The sequence below is a fragment of the Vibrio cholerae genome (genome assembly GCF_008369605.1).
GTDB lineage: Bacteria > Pseudomonadota > Gammaproteobacteria > Enterobacterales > Vibrionaceae > Vibrio > Vibrio cholerae.
Genome location: NZ_CP043554.1, coordinates 737,227 through 756,133 on the forward strand (window position 1 = coordinate 737,227; position 18,907 = coordinate 756,133).

Genomic DNA, 18,907 nt, shown 5'->3' on the forward strand with positions numbered 1-18,907 from the left:
TGAGGTAAACCGAGGTGAGGTGAGAGACACCAAGGTTTACCAACTTATCCGCCTAAGGAGATCAATATGGCAATTAATGTAAACACGAACGTGTCTGCCATGACCGCTCAGCGCTATTTAAATGGTGCTGCTGATGGTATGCAGAAATCGATGGAGCGTTTGTCGTCCGGCTACAAAATCAACAGTGCCCGAGACGATGCCGCAGGTCTGCAAATTTCTAACCGTTTGACATCGCAAAGTCGTGGTTTGGACATGGCGGTGAAAAACGCCAACGATGGTATTTCCATCGCCCAAACTGCAGAAGGGGCGATGAACGAAACGACCAACATCTTACAACGGATGCGCGATCTTGCGTTGCAATCCTCTAACGGCTCAAACTCTTCTTCGGAACGCCGCGCGATTCAAGAAGAAGTGTCTGCCCTCAATGACGAGTTGAACCGTATTGCAGAAACCACCTCTTTTGGTGGCAACAAACTGCTGAATGGTTCGTTTGGTAGTAAATCGTTCCAGATTGGTGCGGATTCGGGTGAAGCGGTCATGCTTAGCATGGGCAGTATGCGCTCGGATACTCAAGCTATGGGCGGAAAAAGCTATCGAGCTCAAGAAGGCAAGGCCGCAGACTGGCGTGTCGGCGCAGCAACCGATCTGACCCTGAGCTACACTAATAAGCAGGGTGAAGCACGTGAAGTGACCATTAATGCCAAACAAGGTGACGACTTAGAAGAGCTTGCGACTTACATCAACGGTCAAACTGAAGACGTTAAAGCGTCGGTCGGTGAAGACGGTAAGCTACAACTGTTTGCTTCATCACAAAAAGTCAATGGTGATGTGACCATTGGTGGTGGACTGGGCGGTGAAATCGGTTTTGATGCTGGTCGTAATGTGACGGTGGCGGATGTGAACGTTTCAACCGTGGCCGGTTCGCAAGAAGCGGTATCTATTCTGGATGGGGCTTTGAAGGCGGTGGATAGCCAACGCGCTTCATTGGGTGCATTCCAGAACCGCTTCGGTCATGCGATCAGTAACTTGGATAACGTTAACGAAAACGTCAACGCGTCTCGTAGCCGTATCCGTGATACCGATTATGCTCGTGAAACCACGGCGATGACGAAGGCGCAAATATTGCAGCAGGCGAGTACCTCTGTGTTGGCGCAAGCGAAGCAGTCACCATCTGCAGCTCTGAGCTTATTGGGATAACCCTTTGAGCGGTATTGAGCTAGTAAGTAACTTGTGGTTTAAATGTTACTTATAAGGTGGAAGGGAGATTGTTATGGAAATACCATCCTACGCATCGAACATCCAGCCTTACGGCTCACAAAGTGGCACTAAAATTGCTTCAGAAAACGATAATGCAAAAAGCGTTTCGCTTTCAGGGGATAACAGCCGCTCGGTTTCGCGTACAGATAAATTATCTGAACACTTTTCTGAGCAGGTCAGGGCAAGGCAGCAAGAATCGGCAGAGACGGCCATGGCGCAAGCAAAACAGCGCCAACGTCTTAACGAGGAGCAACTTGCCAAGATGGTGGAGCAAATGAATGAGTTTGTGAAATCCATTAACAAAGGCCTGTCTTTCAGATTGGATCGTGAATCCGGGCGCGAGGTGGTTACTATCTACGAAGCCTCGACGGGTGATATTATTCGCCAAATCCCCGAGGAAGAGATGCTTGAAGTATTGCGCCGCCTTGCCCGTGAACAGGATCATCGATCCGGTTTACTGATGGCAAAGGTGTAACACGGTTTTTGAGGTGATTGAATGAGTTTAGGCCCGATGGGGATGAATACTGGCTTTGATATCAATGGCATGGTCAGCAAAATTGTCAGTGCGGAGCGCGTACCTAAGCAGCAACGCATTGACAATGAGCGCACCAACATTGACACCAGTATCAGCGCCTATGGTCGGCTCAGAGAGTCGCTGGATACGATGAAAAATCTGATGACCCAGTTTCGTCAGGAGAAGGCTTTTGCGGTACGCAAAGTCGACACCAGTAACGAACAGGTTGTCTCCGCGACGGCCACCACGGAAGCTATTGCTGGCAACTACTCCGTCGATGTGTTGCAGCTTGCTCAAAGCCATAAAATTGCGTCTGAAGTATTGGACAAAGACGCGAAATTTGGTCCGGGCAAGCTGCATATTTCATTAGGCGATAAGAGTTTTACGCTGGATGTGCAAGGTAACTCCAAGCTGGTTGATATTGTCCGTGGAATCAATGGTGAAAAATCCAATCCGGGCGTGCGAGCCTCCATCATCAATGATGTTGAAGGGCCGCGGCTGATCGTTGCCTCTAACGTGTCAGGCAAAGATCACAGCGTAAAAATGTCCGCTCAAGCGGAACCCGGTAATCCACTTAAGCAACTCGAATACAAAACCCTCGAACAGCGAGTTCGTGATTTAGAAAAAGCGCGTGCGCAAGCTCAGCAACTCATTGCCCCACTCACCCCTGAACAGCAAAAAGTCGCCGCCAAAGTAGCGGAAAAAATTGGCGATGCTGCTCGGCTGGTCGATCAAGAAGTCGCACAAGAAATTCGAAGTGCCGCACAAAGTGCACAAGGTGCGGCCGGAGAGGCGCTCAACGCTGGTGAGTTAACCGAGAGTGCGGTAAAAGCCGCGGCTAACGCCGCCAGTGAAGCCAAAAAATACATCAGACCGGAAGACAGAATTCCGGGCTGGACAGAAACCGCGTCCGGTACCTTGCTCGATTCCTATTGGGAACCGGAAGAAGAACTCGACGCTCAAGGTCAAAAAAAGGCCGCTGACGTTCCCGGGTGGAGCAACACCGCATCCGGTACACTGCTTGATTCCTACGTCACGCCGCAAGAAGCACAGCAAAAGCTAGAACAGAAATTAGCGCAAGAGAAAGCGCAGATTGAAGAGGCGATCCGCAGCGGAAAAATGACGCCAGAAGAGGCCAAAGCTCAAGCGCGCGCGAAACTTAGCCCAGAAGAGCGTGCCTACATTGAACAGGTCGAAAAAGCGCAAGCGGCCTTGAATGCGGCGCAAAGTGCCTTTGATGGCTACGGCGGCATGACCGAAGTGCAATCGGCGCAAGACTCTATGGTGGTGCTGGATGGGGTGGCGACCTTATCGAGCAATAACAACATCATCGAAAATGCGATCGAAGGGGTTAACTTAACCCTCAAAGGCAAAACCGATCGCAATCAGCCACCCGCGGAAATCGGCATTGAATATGACCGCGAACGAGTGCGTAACGACATTGAACAGTTTGTCGCGGCCTATAATCAGTTTTTCCAAACCAGTAAAGAGCTCGCGGGTGTTGATCCACGAACCGGACAAGCCGGCCCTTTAGCGGGTGACAGCATAGTTCGTAGCGCAGACTCACGATTAAAAACGGTCTTCTCATCGAGCATTGAGCAAGCGCCAGAAAACCTCAAATCACTGACTGAGTTTGGGATCACCACCACCCGACAAGGGACGCTAGAAATCAACTATGCTATGCTTGACCGCCAATTGAATAACAACTTCACTAAGTTGGGTGAGTTTTTTGGCGGCAATCAAGGCTTTGCTAAGCGGGTCGAAGATGCGATTTCGAGCATGACTGGGGTTACGGGTTCAATCCGTACCCGAGAAAAGAGCTTGAATGAACAGACTTACCGATTGGATGACGACCAACGTTCTCTCGACCGCCGGATGGAGAGTTTGGAAAAACGGACCCATGCGAAATTCAGTGCCATGCAAGATGCGACCAGCAAGATGCAATCGCAGTTAGCGGGCATGATGAACGCTTTAGGTGGTTAATGTGGAAGCAGAACTGCAACGTTTGAGTGATCTCGATCAACAAATCGCAACTCTTCTTGCGGAAGATGACATTCATACTGAAGATATTTTGCAGTTGGTCGATAACAGGGAACAGCTATTGCATAGCTTGTTAGGCTATTTGGCCGAGCACCCTGAATTGGCAAAGTCCGATTTATGGCTCAAGGCAATTGGTAATACTCAACAACTTGTGGAACAGATGCAGTTAAAAACGGCGGCGATGGGGCAAACACTCCACAAATATCGTCACGGAAATAAATCGGTTCAGCAATACAAAAAGTTTTTATAAGAGGAAGACTATGCGTGGTTCTTTACAGGCGTACAAAAAAGTATCAGTGGATAGCCAGCTAAGTGCGGCCTCACCGCATAAAATCGTCCAGATGTTAATGGCCGGAGCGATTGAGCGCCTGATCCAAGGTAAGGCGGCAATGCAGCAAGGTAACATCCCTGTGAAAGGCGAACGTTTAGGTAAAGCCTTGGATATCATCATTAGCCTACGCAGCTGCTTGTCGATGGAAGACGGTGGCGACATCGCCAAAAATCTCGATCAACTGTATGACTTTATGGTCAACCAAATTACTCAAGCGAACCATAAAAATGATCCGCAAATGCTCGATGATGTGATTGAGATCATCCGTGAAATAAAGTCAGCTTGGGATCAAATTCCACCGGAATATCACAACTTGACTGCCGCTGAAGTGGGTATTTGATTTCTGTCAGAGAAACTTTTAACAGATATCACACCCAGCAAATGCTTGGTTGCCTTATTTGCTGATTTAAATAGAATAGAAGCCACTAACTAGCCAAGTGGCTTTTTTTGTTGCTGATTTCCACAAATTGTCTATCGTTTATTCAGGATCCAGAATCAAAATTAACACCTGAAAATGATGTTCAAACGGTGCAACCACAACTTCTTATAATAAAGGCAAATAATCTCACCTATGCAGAGTTTAGCGAAACTACTTGTGATTGAGGACGATGCCGCGATCCGGCTCAATCTCAGTGTTATTTTAGAATTTGTAGGAGAGCAGTGTGAGGTCATTGAGTCTACTCAGATTGACCAAATCAATTGGTCGGCAGTGTGGGGTGGGTGCATTTTAGGCTCGCTACGTGGTCAAGCGCTTTCTGAACAATTAATCCAATCTTTAACCAAGGCTAACCATATCCCGTTGCTGGTTGCCAATAAGCAGCCTTATTCCTTAGAAGAATTCCCCAACTATGTGGGTGAGTTAGATTTTCCGCTCAACTATCCGCAGCTGAGCGATGCTTTGCGTCACTGTAAAGAATTTCTTGGGCGCAAAGGTTTTCAAGTCCTTGCGACCGCACGCAAAAACACCCTGTTTCGTAGCCTTGTTGGGCAAAGCATGGGGATTCAAGAAGTTCGCCACTTGATTGAGCAAGTCTCGACCACGGAAGCCAACGTACTGATCCTCGGTGAGTCGGGCACGGGTAAAGAAGTGGTTGCGCGTAACATTCACTACCATTCAGGACGCCGTAATGGCCCTTTTGTCCCCATCAACTGTGGTGCAATCCCGGCTGAATTACTGGAAAGTGAACTGTTTGGTCATGAAAAAGGGGCGTTTACCGGAGCGATTACCGCACGTAAAGGCCGTTTTGAACTGGCTGAAGGTGGCACACTCTTTTTAGATGAAATTGGCGATATGCCGATGAGCATGCAGGTTAAACTGCTGCGCGTGCTGCAAGAGCGTTGTTTTGAACGGGTGGGAGGCAACAGCACTATCAAAGCGAATGTGCGAGTGATTGCCGCAACGCACCGTAATTTGGAAGAGATGATTGACGGACAGAAATTTCGTGAAGATCTCTACTACCGCTTAAACGTGTTCCCGATTGAGATGCCCGCCCTGCGCGATCGGATTGATGATATTCCTTTGCTGTTACAAGAGCTGATGACTCGTATGGAAGCGGAAGGGGCGCAGCCCATCTGTTTCACGCCGCGTGCGATCAATTCGATGATGGAGCATGACTGGCCGGGTAATGTGCGTGAACTTGCCAACTTGGTTGAGCGTATGGTCATCCTGTATCCAAACAGTTTGGTCGATGTGAATCACCTGCCGACCAAATACCGTTACAGTGATATTCCGGAATTCCAGCCAGAGCCTAGCCGTTTTAGCTCGGTTGAAGAGCAAGAGCGTGATGTGTTGGAAGGCATTTTTGCAGAAGACTTTAATTTTGAAGAGCCGCAGGAATTTGTCCCTGATATAGATGCGCCGCAAGCGCTGCCACCTGAAGGGGTGAATCTCAAAGAGTTGCTCGCTGATTTAGAAGTGAACCTCATCAACCAAGCATTAGAAGCGCAAGGGGGAGTTGTGGCGAGAGCGGCAGACATGCTCGGTATGCGTCGCACCACCTTGGTTGAAAAGATGCGCAAATACAACATGCAACGCTAGGGAAACCATAGTCAATATATTGGCATTGATTAACGTGTTGATTTTAAACATAAATGGCTTGGCATGACTCTTGCGTGCCAAGCCATTGTTGCATTTAAAAACAGAGAGTGAATGATGAGCAGCGCAGTGCAAGAGCAGCATTCCCATTTGGACTCGTTAGAAGATCAAGTTGAGCGCTATAAACAGGTATTGGATGTGATGCCCGCCGGGGTGATTTTGCTCGATACCCAAGGCATAGTGCGTGAAGCCAATCCAGAAGCGCAGCGTTTACTGGATGTACCACTCGTGGGTGAAAAATGGTACAGCGTGATCCAGATTGCTTTTGCCCCGCGTGACGATGATGGTCATGAAATCTCGCTGCGCAATGGACGCAAAGTGCGCTTGGCGATCTCCGCCTCGACAACGGGTCAGCTCATTTTGATCACCGACTTGACGGAAACTCGCCTATTGCAATCACGGATCAGTGATCTGCAACGTCTCTCTTCCTTGGGACGCATGGTGGCGTCATTGGCTCACCAAGTGAGAACGCCGCTGTCCAGTGCCATGCTGTATGCCGCAAATCTCGCAGCACCGAATTTACCGCCTGCTACTCGTGAGCGTTTTCAAAGTAAGTTGGTTGACCGACTGCACGATTTGGAAAAGCAAGTAAACGACATGCTGCTGTTTGCCAAAGGTGGCGATAACAAGGTGGTGATGCCCTTCTCGATTGGCGATTTGGCCGCCGAATTTATGCCTATGGTCGAAACGGCGCTGAAAAATAATCAGATTGATTACGGTCAAGAAGTCGAAAGTGAAGAGACCATGTTGCTGGGTAATGCCAATGCTTTGGCTTCCGCGCTGAGTAATTTGGTGATGAATGCGCTGCAAATTGCGGGGAAAGGTTCACAAATTGATGTGTTTTTCCGCCCAGTGAATGGCGAACTTAAAATTTCCGTGCAAGATAACGGCCCCGGTGTGCCAGAGTCGTTGCAGCACAAAATCATGGAACCCTTTTTCACCACTCGCTCACAAGGTACAGGCCTTGGCTTAGCAGTAGTGCAGATGGTGTGTCGCGCCCACGGTGGGCGGTTGGAACTGATATCCAAGGAGGGAGAGGGCGCTTGTTTTACCATGTGCATTCCCCTTGAACGTCAGGCAGATAGCTCAAACTCAGAGACTGGAGAGTGAAGATGGCTCAAAGCAAAGTCTTAATCGTAGAAGATGACGAAGGTCTTCGCGAAGCGTTGATCGACACCTTAGCTTTAGCGGGTTATGAGTGGCTGGAAGCCGATTGTGCAGAAGATGCCCTGCTCAAACTCAAATCACACAGTGTTGATATTGTGGTGTCTGATGTGCAAATGGCAGGCATGGGTGGACTCGCTCTGCTGCGCAGTATCAAACAGCACTGGCCGAACTTACCCGTACTGCTGATGACCGCTTACGCCAATATTCAAGATGCCGTCTCTGCCATGAAAGATGGCGCGATTGACTACATGGCCAAGCCTTTTGCACCAGAAGTGCTGCTGAATATGGTCAGCCGTTACGCACCAGTAAAGTCAGATGACAACGGCGATGCTGTGGTCGCGGATACGAAAAGCCTCAAGCTGCTTGCCTTAGCCGATAAAGTGGCGAAGACCGATGCCAACGTGATGATTTTGGGGCCAAGCGGCTCAGGTAAAGAAGTGATGTCACGTTACATCCACAATGCCTCTCCTCGTAAAGAAGGGCCATTTATTGCGATTAACTGCGCGGCAATTCCTGACAACATGTTAGAAGCAACACTGTTCGGTTATGAAAAAGGCGCGTTTACCGGAGCCGTACAAGCGTGTCCCGGTAAGTTTGAACAAGCCCAAGGTGGCACCATTTTGCTCGATGAGATCAGCGAAATGGATCTCAATCTGCAAGCCAAACTGCTGCGGGTACTGCAAGAGCGTGAAGTGGAGCGCTTAGGGAGCCGCAAAAGCATCAAGCTCGATGTGCGCGTGCTCGCAACCAGTAACCGTGACTTGAAACAGTATGTGCAAGCCGGACATTTCCGTGAAGACCTGTACTACCGTTTGAATGTGTTCCCATTAACCTGGCCAGCCTTATGTGAGCGTAAAGACGATATTGAGCCGCTGGCTAACCATCTGATTGAGCGTCACTGCAAAAAGTTAGGTTTACCTGTACCAAGCATTGCGCCTAACGCCATTATTAAACTGCTGAATTACCCATGGCCGGGTAATGTGCGTGAGCTGGATAACGTCGTGCAGCGTGCTTTGATCTTAAGTGAAAACGGCCATATTCAAAGTGAGCACATCTTGCTGGAAGGGGTTGATTGGCATGATGCCAGCAGCTTACAGCAAGCGGTGGCGGGAGAGTCGATGGCTGCGCCGCAGATCAAACCTGTTGCAGAGCCCGAACTGTTTAAGCCCTTAGTGCAAGGTGGTGGGCAAAACAGTAGTTCGCAAAGTTCAGGTTTGGGTGGTGAGCTGCGCGACCAAGAGTTTGCGATTATTCTTGATACGTTGGCCGAATGTCAGGGACGCCGTAAAGAGATGGCGGAGAAGCTAGGTATTAGCCCACGCACTTTACGTTACAAACTCGCCAAAATGCGTGATGCAGGGATTGATATCCCCGGTTGAGGGCATGGCATACAAATTGCTCTTTAGAGTTAGGAATGGAATTTTTGAGTCAAACAATTGGCATCAGAGGTAGCAATGAGACTTGACGGTTTAAATAACGAAATGCAGGCGATGATGTTTGAGGCAATGAACACTCAGCCCGCATCGACAGGTCAGAAAGTTGGCGCTGACTTTGGTGCCATGTTGACCAAAGCGATCAACAACGTCAATGGCCTGCAAAAGACCTCAAGTGATATGCAGACGCGTTTTGATCGTGGCGATGAAGGGATTTCTCTTTCTGATGTGATGATCGCCCGTAATAAATCGAGTGTGGCGTTTGAAGCGACCATTCAAGTACGCAATAAGCTCGTCGAAGCGTACAAAGAACTGATGAACATGCCAGTATAACTTGGGTAATAGACTGTGGCCGATGATAAACAAACAACCGATCTCGCGTTGACCAATAGTGGTGGTGAGCATGCCTTGATGGCAGGCTCTGATATGGACCACGACACGCAGAATCCGGACATCAACGAAAAAAGTAGCAAAATGGACTTTACCGTTGGTGATCTCGATTTATTGCGCCAAGTGGTACTGGTACTGTCTATTTCAATTTGCGTTGCCCTTATCGTCATGCTGTTCTTCTGGGTACGTGAGCCGGATATGCGTCCGCTGGGTGCTTACGAAACCGAAGAACTGATCCCAGTCTTGGATTACCTCGATCAACAGAAACAGCAATACAAACTTGATGGCAATACCATTTTGGTGCCCGTCAGTGATTACAACAGCCTCAAACTCTCCATGGTACGCGCGGGATTAAACCAAAACCGTCAGGCTGGCGACGAGATTCTGATGCAGGATATGGGCTTTGGGGTATCACAGCGTCTTGAACAAGAACGCCTCAAGCTGAGCCGTGAACGTCAACTCGCGAAAGCGATTGAAGAAATGCGCCAAGTTAACAAAGCTCGCGTATTGCTTGCATTGCCAAAGCAGAGTGTGTTTGTTCGTCATAACCAAGAAGCGTCAGCGTCTGTGTTCTTGACGGTACGCACGGGAGCCAATCTTAAACAAGAAGAGATTGATGCCGTGGTCGATATGGTGGCCAGTGCGGTGCCGGGCATGAAACCGAGCCGGGTTACGGTGACCGATCAGCATGGTCGTTTGCTCAGCTCAGGCTCTCAAGATCCCGTTTCTGCAGCTCGCCGTAAAGAGCAAGAGCTGGAGAAACAACAAGAAGAAGCCCTGCGTGGAAAAATTGACTCGGTGCTGATCCCGATCCTTGGTTTAGGTAATTACACCGCGCAGGTGGATATCGAACTCGATTTCAGTGCAGTAGAGCAGACACGTAAAGTGTTTGACCCCAACACGCCAGCCACACGCAGTGAATACACACTGGAAGATTACAATAACGGTAACGTTGTCGCAGGGGTGCCGGGCGCTCTTAGCAACCAACCTCCCGCCGATGCCTCAATTCCGCAAGATGTAGCACAGATGAAAGATGGCTCGGTCATGGGGCAAGGGTCGGTGCATAAAGAAGCGACACGTAACTATGAACTTGATACCACTATCAGCCATGAGCGTAAGCAATCAGGGGTGATTAACCGTCAGACCGTAGCAGTGGCCGTCAAGAGTCGTTCCAGCGTCAATCCTGATAATGGCGAAGTGACTTACACGCCACTCAGTGAAGCGGACCTCAACTCAATTCGTCAGGTTCTGATCGGCACCGTAGGCTATAGTGAAAATCGTGGAGATTTACTGAATGTCCTCAGCATGCCGTTTGCTGAACCCGAAATGGAACAAATTGTTGATGTCCCAATTTGGGAACATCCAAACTTCAACGATTGGGTTCGTTGGTTCGCCAGTGCCTTGGTTATCATCATCGTCATTTTGGTGCTAGTACGTCCAGCGATGAAGAAACTTATCAACCCAGCGGCGGATAACGATGACCAAATGTACGGCCCAGACGGTATGCCAATTGGCGCGGATGGTGAGACAAGCCTCATCGGCAGCGATATTGATGGCGGTGAGTTGTTCGAATTTGGTTCAGGCATTGATCTGCCGAATCTTCACAAGGATGAGGATGTGCTGAAAGCAGTACGTGCCTTGGTGGCAAACGAGCCAGAACTCGCGGCTCAAGTAGTGAAGAACTGGATGCAAAATGGCTAAAGACAATAAAGATGGTGGAGAAGTGGTCGAATCAACCATTGATATCAGTGAAATTCCCGGTGAAGAAAAAGCAGCCATTTTGCTGCTCAGTTTGAATGAAGAAGATGCCGCAGGCATCATTCGCCACCTCGAGCCTAAACAGGTACAGCGGGTGGGTAGCGCCATGGCACGCGCCAAAGACTTAAGCCAAACCAAAGTGTCAGCGGTACACCGTGCCTTTTTGGAAGATATTCAAAAATACACCAACATTGGCATGGGCAGTGAAGACTTCCTACGTAATGCTCTGGTTGCGGCGTTGGGGGCGGATAAAGCCAACAACTTGGTGGATCAAATTCTGCTTGGTACCGGCTCGAAAGGTCTGGATTCACTAAAATGGATGGATCCGCGCCAAGTGGCGAGCATTATTATCAACGAGCACCCGCAGATCCAAACCATCGTATTGTCGTACCTTGAGCCGGATCAATCGGCCGAGATTTTGGCGCAGTTTGCTCAGCGTGACGCTCTCGATTTGTTGATGCGTATCGCCAACTTGGAAGAAGTACAGCCTTCAGCGCTGGCCGAGTTGAACGAAATCATGGAGAAACAGTTCGCGGGTCAAGCGGGGGCACAAGCGGCCAAAATTGGTGGCTTGAAAGCTGCTGCCGACATCATGAACTATCTGGACAACAACATCGAAAGCGTATTGATGGAAGGAATGCGCGAAAAAGACGAAGACTTGGCAACTCAGATCCAAGATTTGATGTTTGTGTTCGAGAACTTAGTCGAAGTCGACGATCAAGGCATCCAAAAATTGCTGCGTGATGTTCCGCAAGATGTCTTGCAAAAAGCCCTCAAAGGGGCAGACGATACACTGCGCGAGAAGATCTTCAAGAACATGTCGAAACGTGCTGCTGAGATGATGAAAGACGATTTGGAGGCGATGCCACCGATCAAAGTGTCCGATGTGGAAGCGGCTCAGAAAGAGATCTTGTCTATCGCTCGTCGTATGGCCGACAACGGCGAGATCATGCTGGGCGGCGGTGCCGACGAATTCTTATAATCAAGTAGGATCGGTGTAAGGCGATCCTATTTCCTTCGATGCATTATTTTGATGAACGTTAAACAAAACTTGCTGCATGATTGAGGATCACAATGTCTGGTGAAAGAAAGCGTGGTTTTATTCGCCCGGGTACAGATGATGCGACGGTCACACCTCAACGTTGGGGGCTGCCGGATTACGGTGCGGAAAGTAACAAAGCGGCTAAACAGACTGCGTTTAATTACGATCCGGGCTGGATCCCAAACTTTGACGAACCGGAGCAGGTCGTCGAGCACGAATTCAGTGAAGAAGAGATTGCACTGATCCGCACTGCCGCTCAACAAGAGGGCTTTGAGGCGGGGCAAGCAGAAGGCTATCAGCAAGGCTTTGAACAAGGTAAGGCTGAAGGTTTCCAAGCTGGTCATCAAGAAGGGCAAACGCAAGGTTATCAAGATGGCGTTGCCGAAGGGCAAGCCTTAATTCAAGAACAAGTCAAAACCTTTATGGCGCTGGCGAACCAGTTTGCTCAGCCCCTTGATCTGCTTAATGCTCAGGTCGAAAAGCAGCTGGTGGACATGGTACTCGCGTTGACCAAAGAAGTGGTGCACGTTGAAGTGCAAACCAATCCACAAGTGATCCTCGATACCGTCAAAGCTTCAGTCGAAGCGCTGCCGATTGCAGGGCACGCGATTACTCTCAAACTCAATCCAGAAGATGTGGAGATCATTCGCCAAGCCTACGGTGAGCAAGAAATCGAAACCCGTAACTGGACGCTACTCAGCGAGCCAGCCTTAAGTCGCGGCGATGTACAGATTGAAGCGGGCGAGTCGAGCGTTAGCTATCGGATGGAAGAGCGGATTCGCAGCGTGCTGAAAAGCTTCTGCGGTATCAACCGTCACCATCCGGGAGAGTAGCCGATGTTAGCGTTAGCCGATCGCCTTGCCCAATACAAAGTCGAAGGACACACCACCCGACCCATGGCTTCGGGAAAGTTGGTGCGTGTTGTGGGTTTGACGCTGGAAGCCACAGGTTGCAAAGCACCCGTCGGAAGTTTGTGTAAAGTCGAAACCATGAACGGCGAGATGGAAGCCGAAGTGGTAGGCTTTTCTGGCGATAACCTCTTTTTGATGCCTAGTGAACAGATCATCGGTGTCCTTCCCGGAGCCAAAGTGACTCCTATCACGACCGAATCAGGCCTGCCTGTCGGTATGGAACTGCTGGGGCGCGTGATTGATGGCGTGGGTAATCCGCTTGATGGTTTAGGTCCGATTTATACCGATCAACGCGCTTCACTCAATGCTATGCCGATTAATCCACTGACACGTAAACCGATCAACGAACCTTTGGATGTTGGCATCAAGGCGATTAACGGTTTACTGACAGTCGGTAAAGGACAACGGATAGGCTTGTTTGCAGGTTCCGGTGTCGGTAAATCGGTCACGCTCGGCATGATGACCCGAGGCACTACAGCGCAAGTCGTGGTGGTGGGGTTGATTGGTGAGCGGGGACGTGAAGTCAAAGAATTTATCGAAGAGATCCTCGGCGTAGATGGTCGCCAGCGTTCCGTGGTGGTGGCCGCTCCTGCTGATTCCTCGCCGTTGATGCGTTTAAAAGGGTGCCAAACGGCTCTGACTATTGCCGAGTATTTTCGCGATCAAGGTTTGGATGTGCTGCTGTTGATGGATTCACTCACGCGTTTTGCGCAAGCGCAGCGTGAGATAGCTCTGTCCGTTGGAGAGCCCCCGGCGACCAAAGGTTATCCACCATCGGTGTTTGCCAAACTACCGGCACTGGTTGAGCGCGCTGGTAATGGCGGCCCACACCAAGGTTCGATCACCGCATTTTTCACCGTATTGACCGAAGGGGATGACTTACAAGATCCGATTGCGGATGCCTCGCGCGCGATCTTGGATGGTCATATCGTGTTATCGCGGGAAATGGCCGATGCAGGACACTATCCGGCGATTGATGTCGAAAAATCCGTCAGCCGGGTTATGCCACAAATCACCACCGATGAGCATTTACTGATGTCGAAAGCGGTTCGGCAGATCCTTTCTGTGTGTCGTAAGAATCAAGACTTAGTCTCGATTGGTGCCTACAAACCGGGCACCGACAAAGCGATTGATGCGGCTTTCACCCTCAAACCGAAATTGGATCAGTACTTGCAGCAAGCCATGAAAGAAACCGTGCCTTATGACATGTGCGTCAACATGCTGCGCCATGTACTCAGCTCATAACTTGGAGCATTGAAATGGATAACGCGTTAGATTTCTTGCTCGAACAAGCTCAGGAAAGCGAAGACAAAGCGGTGTTGGCGCTCAGTAAAGCGCGAAGCGAGCTGGATAGTTACTACCACCAACTGCGTCAAATTGAGCAGTACCGCTTAGAGTATTGTCAGCAGTTGGTGGAGCGCGGCAAATCAGGATTAACCGCCAGCCAATATGGTCACCTCAACCGATTTCTCACTCAGCTCGATGAAACCTTAGCTAAACAAAAAAGCGCTGAGCAGCATTTTCGTCTGCAAGTTGAAAACTGCGAACAGCACTGGATGAACATGCGTCAAAAACGGAAATCCTATCAATGGCTGATGGAGAAAAAACAAACCGAACGTCAGTTATTACAAGAAAAACGCGAACAGAAACAGATGGATGAATTTTCGACCCTGATGTTCAATCGCCGCCGTCTCTCCTCATAAGGCGTAGTTTAAACGTCGTATCACGGCGCGAGCTTCTCCTCCTTGGATGCAATAAAACCTTCACTTGGCTTACTTCTTGCTAGATTTTCACAAAAGGGCGTTAACCCCACGCTGTTACTGATGAGTTGATCTGCGCAGGTCATGCTCAGACTTCAATTCCACTGTGCGAGTAGCGAATATGAATGTGAATCTCACCCCTCCGGTTGAACCGAGTAAAATAGCTCCAACGGCAAAAAGTAGCGCTGCCAGTACGGATGCCGCGGCGACGGAGTCCTCTGGTGGTTTTTTTGCGCAGTTACACGCTCTTATTTTCGGCAGCAAAACCGCTTCGGATGCCCCCGCTACCAGTGTGACTCAGACTGAAGGTGACACCGAAGCGCCAGTGAATACAGAGGCAGCCCTAGAGGCTGATAGTGATGCCGCTTTAATGGCAGAGATGGATGACGCCTTGTTTAGCGCCAGCGAAGTGGAGGCGGCCAGTGAAGAAGGCTTGCCAGTCGATGTCATAAAATCCGCTCAGAAAGCGCCATCATTAGAAAAAGGTGAAGCGATTTCCACCAAAGTGGCACCAGTCAAGCAAGATGAACAAGGTGCAAATGCGCCCATACCGGCTTCGCTTGCCAAATGGGTAACGAACGCGGAGTCCATCGATGACCAGCCTGTAAGTGGTGAGTTACAACGCAAAACTGCACAGGCGATGAGTGAGGGGGATGAATTATTGGGGCGTTTGCAAGAGGCGAACCAAGCGCTCATCAAAACCAACGGCAAAACTTTGCCAGCGCAGCATGGCCAAGCATTGGACTCACAACATCCCGACGGAATACGGAACGCGCCGCCGCCTGAAGCGGTTTTACCGATTGAATCTGCCACGGCAATCTCCAATCGTGCTCTTTCTACCAGTGCTGACCTTGATGCTGCCGCCTCAGACTCGGCTGCCACTGAAGATGAAATAGCACAAGATGAATGGATGGCGAGCGCTCTGATGGGCGGCGCATTAGCAGGCGGATTGTCAGGTGCTTCATTGGCGGCGGCAAACACTGTGCACGCTGAACCGGTTGAGGGGGCAATGCTTGAGGGAGTGCCGCTGACGCAGAATCTCGCTAATACCGCGGCTTTGGCAAGCCCAAGCTCCGAAGTGAGTGAGGCTCTTGCGGCTTCAAGTCAAGCGCTGAAAGCGACGCCATTGACTCAATCAGCGCTCAATCCTGCATCAATCATGGCTGATGAAGGGCTTAATCAGTCAACTTCTGCAACAGAAACGGGCAAAGTGGTGATTCCTTGGGGCACACCAATGCCGACTGACAATGAGTTGGCTGCGCTGACACCAGAGCTGAAAGCCATGCTCGAAGAAGGGGGTAAAGCGAAAGCGCCTGTTCCTAATGCGCTGGCTCAGTCAGTCGCACAAGGGTTAACGCCAGCCCATTTAGCGGCGCAGCAAACGGGCACTGCGGCGCTGCCAATGAATCCCACGGCGGCGACGCCTATCGATATGGCGGCACTAGCGCCTCAAACCGTAGCGGCCAATCCAATGTTAAATCCTGCCGCGACGGTGAATCCTGAGCTTGCCGCCAGCTCTGTCATGCTGGCAGCATTAGGTGGCCGAGCTTTAGCGGGCAGTGACGAACGTCGTGCGGTCAGTGAATCAGGACAAGAAGGCTTAGCCCAGCAAATCGCAGCGGCAGCAGGACAAGGTACGGCGCAAAACCAAGCTCTCAACCGCGCTGAGTCGCAACTGGTACAAACCAATGCTACCCCTGTTCCACTGAATAAAGAGATGGCTGCCGATCAGTTGGCTGAACGTGTGCAGATGATGATGTCGAAGAACTTGAAAAATATTGATATTCGGCTGGATCCACCGGAATTGGGACGGATGCATATTCGCATGAACATGCACGGTGATGGCGCGACCGTGCATTTCACCGTCGCGAACCAACATGCCCGTGAGGCATTAGAACAAACCATGCCAAGGCTGCGTGAAATGTTGGCGCAGCAAGGCGTCCAATTGGGCGATACCTCGGTTCAGCAGCAAAGTGCGGGACAACAGCAGCGTTATACAGGACAAGAGCAGTCTGGTTTTGGTCAAAGCGCACGCAATGAAAGGCTCAATAGCGAAGAAAACCTTGATACTGACATCAAACTTGATTTGAATGTGGCAACAAAGCGTGATGGAATCAGTTATTACGCTTAAACTTATACAAAATTAACCACATACAGAGGCAATTATGGCCGAAGAAGATCTAGGAACAGAAGCTCCCAAAGGGAAAAAGAAACTGTTGATCATCATTATCGCCGCCGTGGTGTTACTGGCTGGCGGTGGTGGTGCCGCATTTTTCATGATGGGGTCAGGTGGCGACGAAGCGGCTGCGGACGCAGAGCAGAAAACCGAACAGGTCGCCGCTCCGACCGATCCGGTGTCTTACGTCAATATTGCTCAGCCGTTTGTGTTTAATGTCACTGGGGATGCCAAAGATCGCTTAGTGCAAATCAAAGTCCAATTAATGGTGCGTGGCAGCGAAAATGAAAACCTTGCACGTTACCACTCGCCTTTAGTGGAAAGCTCGCTGCTGGCGACTTTTGCATCAGCAACGGTGGAGCAATTGCGTACCCCCAATGGCCGCATTGAGCTGCGTGATAAAGCCACCGATGACATCAAAGCCGCGCTCAACCAAGCGGTAGGCAAACCCGTTATTGAAAAAGTGCTGTTTACCGACTTTGTAATGCAATAGGTGAAATGTGACTGATTTATTAAGCCAAGACGAAATCGATGCGCTGCTTCATGGCGTTGACAGCGTCGATGAGGAAGAAGAGGAATTACCCAAATCGGGCCCCAGTGCCACGAATTTTGATTTTTCTTCCCAAGATCGTATCGTCCGGGGTCGAATGCCGACTCTGGAGCTTATCAATGAACGTTTTGCTCGCCATCTGCGCATCAGTCTGTTCAACATGCTGCGTAAAACCGCAGAAGTGTCGATCAACGGCGTGCAGATGATGAAGTTTGGTGAATACCAAAATACCTTATATGTTCCTACCAGTTTGAACATGGTGCGTTTTCGTCCACTTAAGGGGACGGCCTTGGTGACCATGGAAGCGCGTTTGGTGTTCATTCTGGTGGAAAACTTCTTCGGCGGCGATGGCCGTTATCATGCCCGAATTGAAGGGCGTGAATTTACCCCAACCGAACGGCGGGTTATTCAACTGCTGCTCAAAATCGTGTTTGCCGACTACAAAGAAGCTTGGTCGCCCGTCATGGGGGTGGAGTTTGAATACCTCGATTCCGAAGTGAACCCGAGCATGGCGAACATCGTCAGCCCAACCGAAGTGATTGTCGTCAGCTCCTTCCACGTTGAAGTGGATGGTGGCGGTGGCGATTTCCACATGGTTATGCCGTATTCGATGGTAGAACCGATCCGTGAACTGCTGGATGCGGGTGTACAGTCGGACAAAATGGAAACCGACGTGCGCTGGAGTACGGCTCTGCGCGAAGAGATCATGGATGTACCAGTCAATTTCCGAGTGAACTTACTGGAAATGGATATCGCGCTGCGGGATTTGATGGAGTTGCAAGTGGGGGATGTCATCCCGATAAAAATGCCAGAACATGCGGTAATGTTTGTTGAAGAGCTGCCAACGTATCGCGTGAAAATGGGACGCTCCGGTGAAAAACTCGCAGTACAAGTTTCTGAGAAAATCAAACGTCCAGATGTAGTGAAAACGGATCTCGCGTTCCTTGGTAAAGACATCATTGCTGAGTTTGAAAACGCAGAAGAAGATGAAATCGAATAATCCGTTTTACGACGTCGGGATAATAGCCCGATAGCGGCGGATAATGAAAAGAACCAATAGGTAGTTGAAGATGGCAAAAAGCGAAGATGAAAGACTGGCCGAAGAGTGGGCTGCCGCACTGGGGGAAGACCCTAATGCGCCTGATATTGATGTGGATGAAATCTTAGCCGCACCACTTGAAGAGCTGAAAAATACGGCGCCCCCAATTACGGATGACGAGCGCCGTAAGCTCGATACCATTATGGATATTCCGGTGACCATCTCGATGGAAGTCGGGCGCTCTAAAATCAGCATTCGTAACCTGCTGCAATTGAACCAAGGTTCGGTGGTGGAGTTGGATCGGATTGCCGGTGAGTCACTCGATGTGATGGTTAACGGCACGCTGATTGCGCATGGCGAAGTGGTGGTGGTGAACGATAAGTTTGGTATCCGCCTCACCGACGTGATAAGTCAAACCGAACGTATCAAGAAATTGAGATAGCC

19 protein-coding genes are annotated in these 18,907 nt (G+C 50.0%); 18 read left to right on the forward strand and 1 reads right to left on the reverse strand.

Going from position 1 to position 18,907, the window contains the following annotated elements:
• Positions 1-66: 66 nt before the first annotated feature.
• From flaB to fliJ, 14 genes are all read left to right on the forward strand, one after another.
• Complete coding sequence (gene flaB, locus F0316_RS03540; RefSeq protein ID WP_000996996.1) at positions 67-1,197, forward strand: flagellin B; 1,131 nt, start codon at positions 67-69, stop codon at positions 1,195-1,197.
• Between the two features lie 73 nt (positions 1,198-1,270).
• The gene (flaG, locus tag F0316_RS03545) at positions 1,271-1,732 is read left to right on the forward strand and encodes a flagellar protein FlaG (protein ID WP_000405330.1); all 462 of its coding nucleotides are present in this window, start codon (positions 1,271-1,273) and stop codon (positions 1,730-1,732) included.
• 21 nt (positions 1,733-1,753) lie between these two features.
• The gene (gene fliD / locus F0316_RS03550) at positions 1,754-3,754 is read left to right on the forward strand and encodes a flagellar filament capping protein FliD (RefSeq protein ID WP_148548485.1); all 2,001 of its coding nucleotides are present in this window, start codon (positions 1,754-1,756) and stop codon (positions 3,752-3,754) included.
• Between the two features lies 1 nt (position 3,755).
• Positions 3,756-4,061 carry a flagellar protein FliT gene (locus F0316_RS03555; RefSeq protein ID WP_000387035.1) on the forward strand — a complete coding sequence of 102 codons (306 nt, stop codon included), beginning with the start codon at positions 3,756-3,758 and terminating at the stop codon, positions 4,059-4,061.
• A 10-nt stretch (positions 4,062-4,071) separates the two neighbouring features.
• The gene (gene fliS, locus F0316_RS03560) at positions 4,072-4,482 is read left to right on the forward strand and encodes a flagellar export chaperone FliS (RefSeq protein ID WP_001214990.1); all 411 of its coding nucleotides are present in this window, start codon (positions 4,072-4,074) and stop codon (positions 4,480-4,482) included.
• A 231-nt stretch (positions 4,483-4,713) separates the two neighbouring features.
• On the forward strand, positions 4,714-6,180 hold the full coding sequence (locus F0316_RS03565) for a sigma-54 dependent transcriptional regulator (protein ID WP_001190986.1): 1,467 nt from the start codon (positions 4,714-4,716) through the stop codon (positions 6,178-6,180).
• Between the two features lie 111 nt (positions 6,181-6,291).
• A complete protein-coding gene (locus F0316_RS03570; RefSeq protein WP_001881834.1) occupies positions 6,292-7,347 on the forward strand; it encodes a sensor histidine kinase in 1,056 nt (351 codons plus the stop codon).
• A gap of 2 nt (positions 7,348-7,349) precedes the next feature.
• The gene (locus tag F0316_RS03575; RefSeq protein ID WP_019829359.1) at positions 7,350-8,783 is read left to right on the forward strand and encodes a sigma-54-dependent transcriptional regulator; all 1,434 of its coding nucleotides are present in this window, start codon (positions 7,350-7,352) and stop codon (positions 8,781-8,783) included.
• Positions 8,784-8,858: 75 nt separating this feature from the next.
• On the forward strand, positions 8,859-9,170 hold the full coding sequence (fliE, locus tag F0316_RS03580; RefSeq protein ID WP_001234824.1) for a flagellar hook-basal body complex protein FliE: 312 nt from the start codon (positions 8,859-8,861) through the stop codon (positions 9,168-9,170).
• 15 nt (positions 9,171-9,185) lie between these two features.
• Complete coding sequence (gene fliF, locus F0316_RS03585) at positions 9,186-10,928, forward strand: flagellar basal-body MS-ring/collar protein FliF (RefSeq protein WP_149560214.1); 1,743 nt, start codon at positions 9,186-9,188, stop codon at positions 10,926-10,928.
• Complete coding sequence (gene fliG, locus F0316_RS03590) at positions 10,921-11,967, forward strand: flagellar motor switch protein FliG (RefSeq protein WP_001030089.1); 1,047 nt, start codon at positions 10,921-10,923, stop codon at positions 11,965-11,967. Before fliF ends, fliG begins: the two co-directional genes overlap by 8 nt.
• Before the next feature lie 92 nt (positions 11,968-12,059).
• Positions 12,060-12,860: a flagellar assembly protein FliH gene (gene fliH / locus F0316_RS03595; protein WP_000012402.1), complete on the forward strand. Its 801-nt coding sequence runs from the start codon at positions 12,060-12,062 to the stop codon at positions 12,858-12,860.
• A 3-nt stretch (positions 12,861-12,863) separates the two neighbouring features.
• Entirely contained in the window at positions 12,864-14,183 is a 1,320-nt protein-coding gene (fliI, locus tag F0316_RS03600) for a flagellar protein export ATPase FliI (protein WP_149560215.1), read from the forward strand.
• A gap of 14 nt (positions 14,184-14,197) precedes the next feature.
• On the forward strand, positions 14,198-14,641 hold the full coding sequence (gene fliJ / locus F0316_RS03605; protein WP_000367979.1) for a flagellar export protein FliJ: 444 nt from the start codon (positions 14,198-14,200) through the stop codon (positions 14,639-14,641).
• Positions 14,642-14,661: 20 nt separating this feature from the next.
• On the opposite strand, the gene F0316_RS03610 is transcribed toward fliJ, so the two are convergent.
• Complete coding sequence (locus tag F0316_RS03610) at positions 14,662-14,784, reverse strand: PTS glucose transporter subunit IIABC (protein WP_149560216.1); 123 nt, start codon at positions 14,782-14,784, stop codon at positions 14,662-14,664.
• Between the two features lie 35 nt (positions 14,785-14,819).
• Between F0316_RS03610 and F0316_RS03615 the strand changes: the two genes are divergently transcribed.
• From F0316_RS03615 to fliN, 4 genes are all read left to right on the forward strand, one after another.
• On the forward strand, positions 14,820-16,829 hold the full coding sequence (locus F0316_RS03615) for a flagellar hook-length control protein FliK (RefSeq protein WP_172625952.1): 2,010 nt from the start codon (positions 14,820-14,822) through the stop codon (positions 16,827-16,829).
• A 34-nt stretch (positions 16,830-16,863) separates the two neighbouring features.
• A complete protein-coding gene (gene fliL, locus F0316_RS03620) occupies positions 16,864-17,367 on the forward strand; it encodes a flagellar basal body-associated protein FliL (RefSeq protein ID WP_000796799.1) in 504 nt (167 codons plus the stop codon).
• Positions 17,368-17,374: 7 nt separating this feature from the next.
• Complete coding sequence (fliM, locus tag F0316_RS03625; RefSeq protein ID WP_000130773.1) at positions 17,375-18,424, forward strand: flagellar motor switch protein FliM; 1,050 nt, start codon at positions 17,375-17,377, stop codon at positions 18,422-18,424.
• 70 nt (positions 18,425-18,494) lie between these two features.
• Positions 18,495-18,905, forward strand: coding sequence for a flagellar motor switch protein FliN (gene fliN, locus F0316_RS03630; protein ID WP_001129786.1), 411 nt, complete (start codon positions 18,495-18,497; stop codon positions 18,903-18,905).
• Positions 18,906-18,907 lie beyond the last annotated feature (2 nt).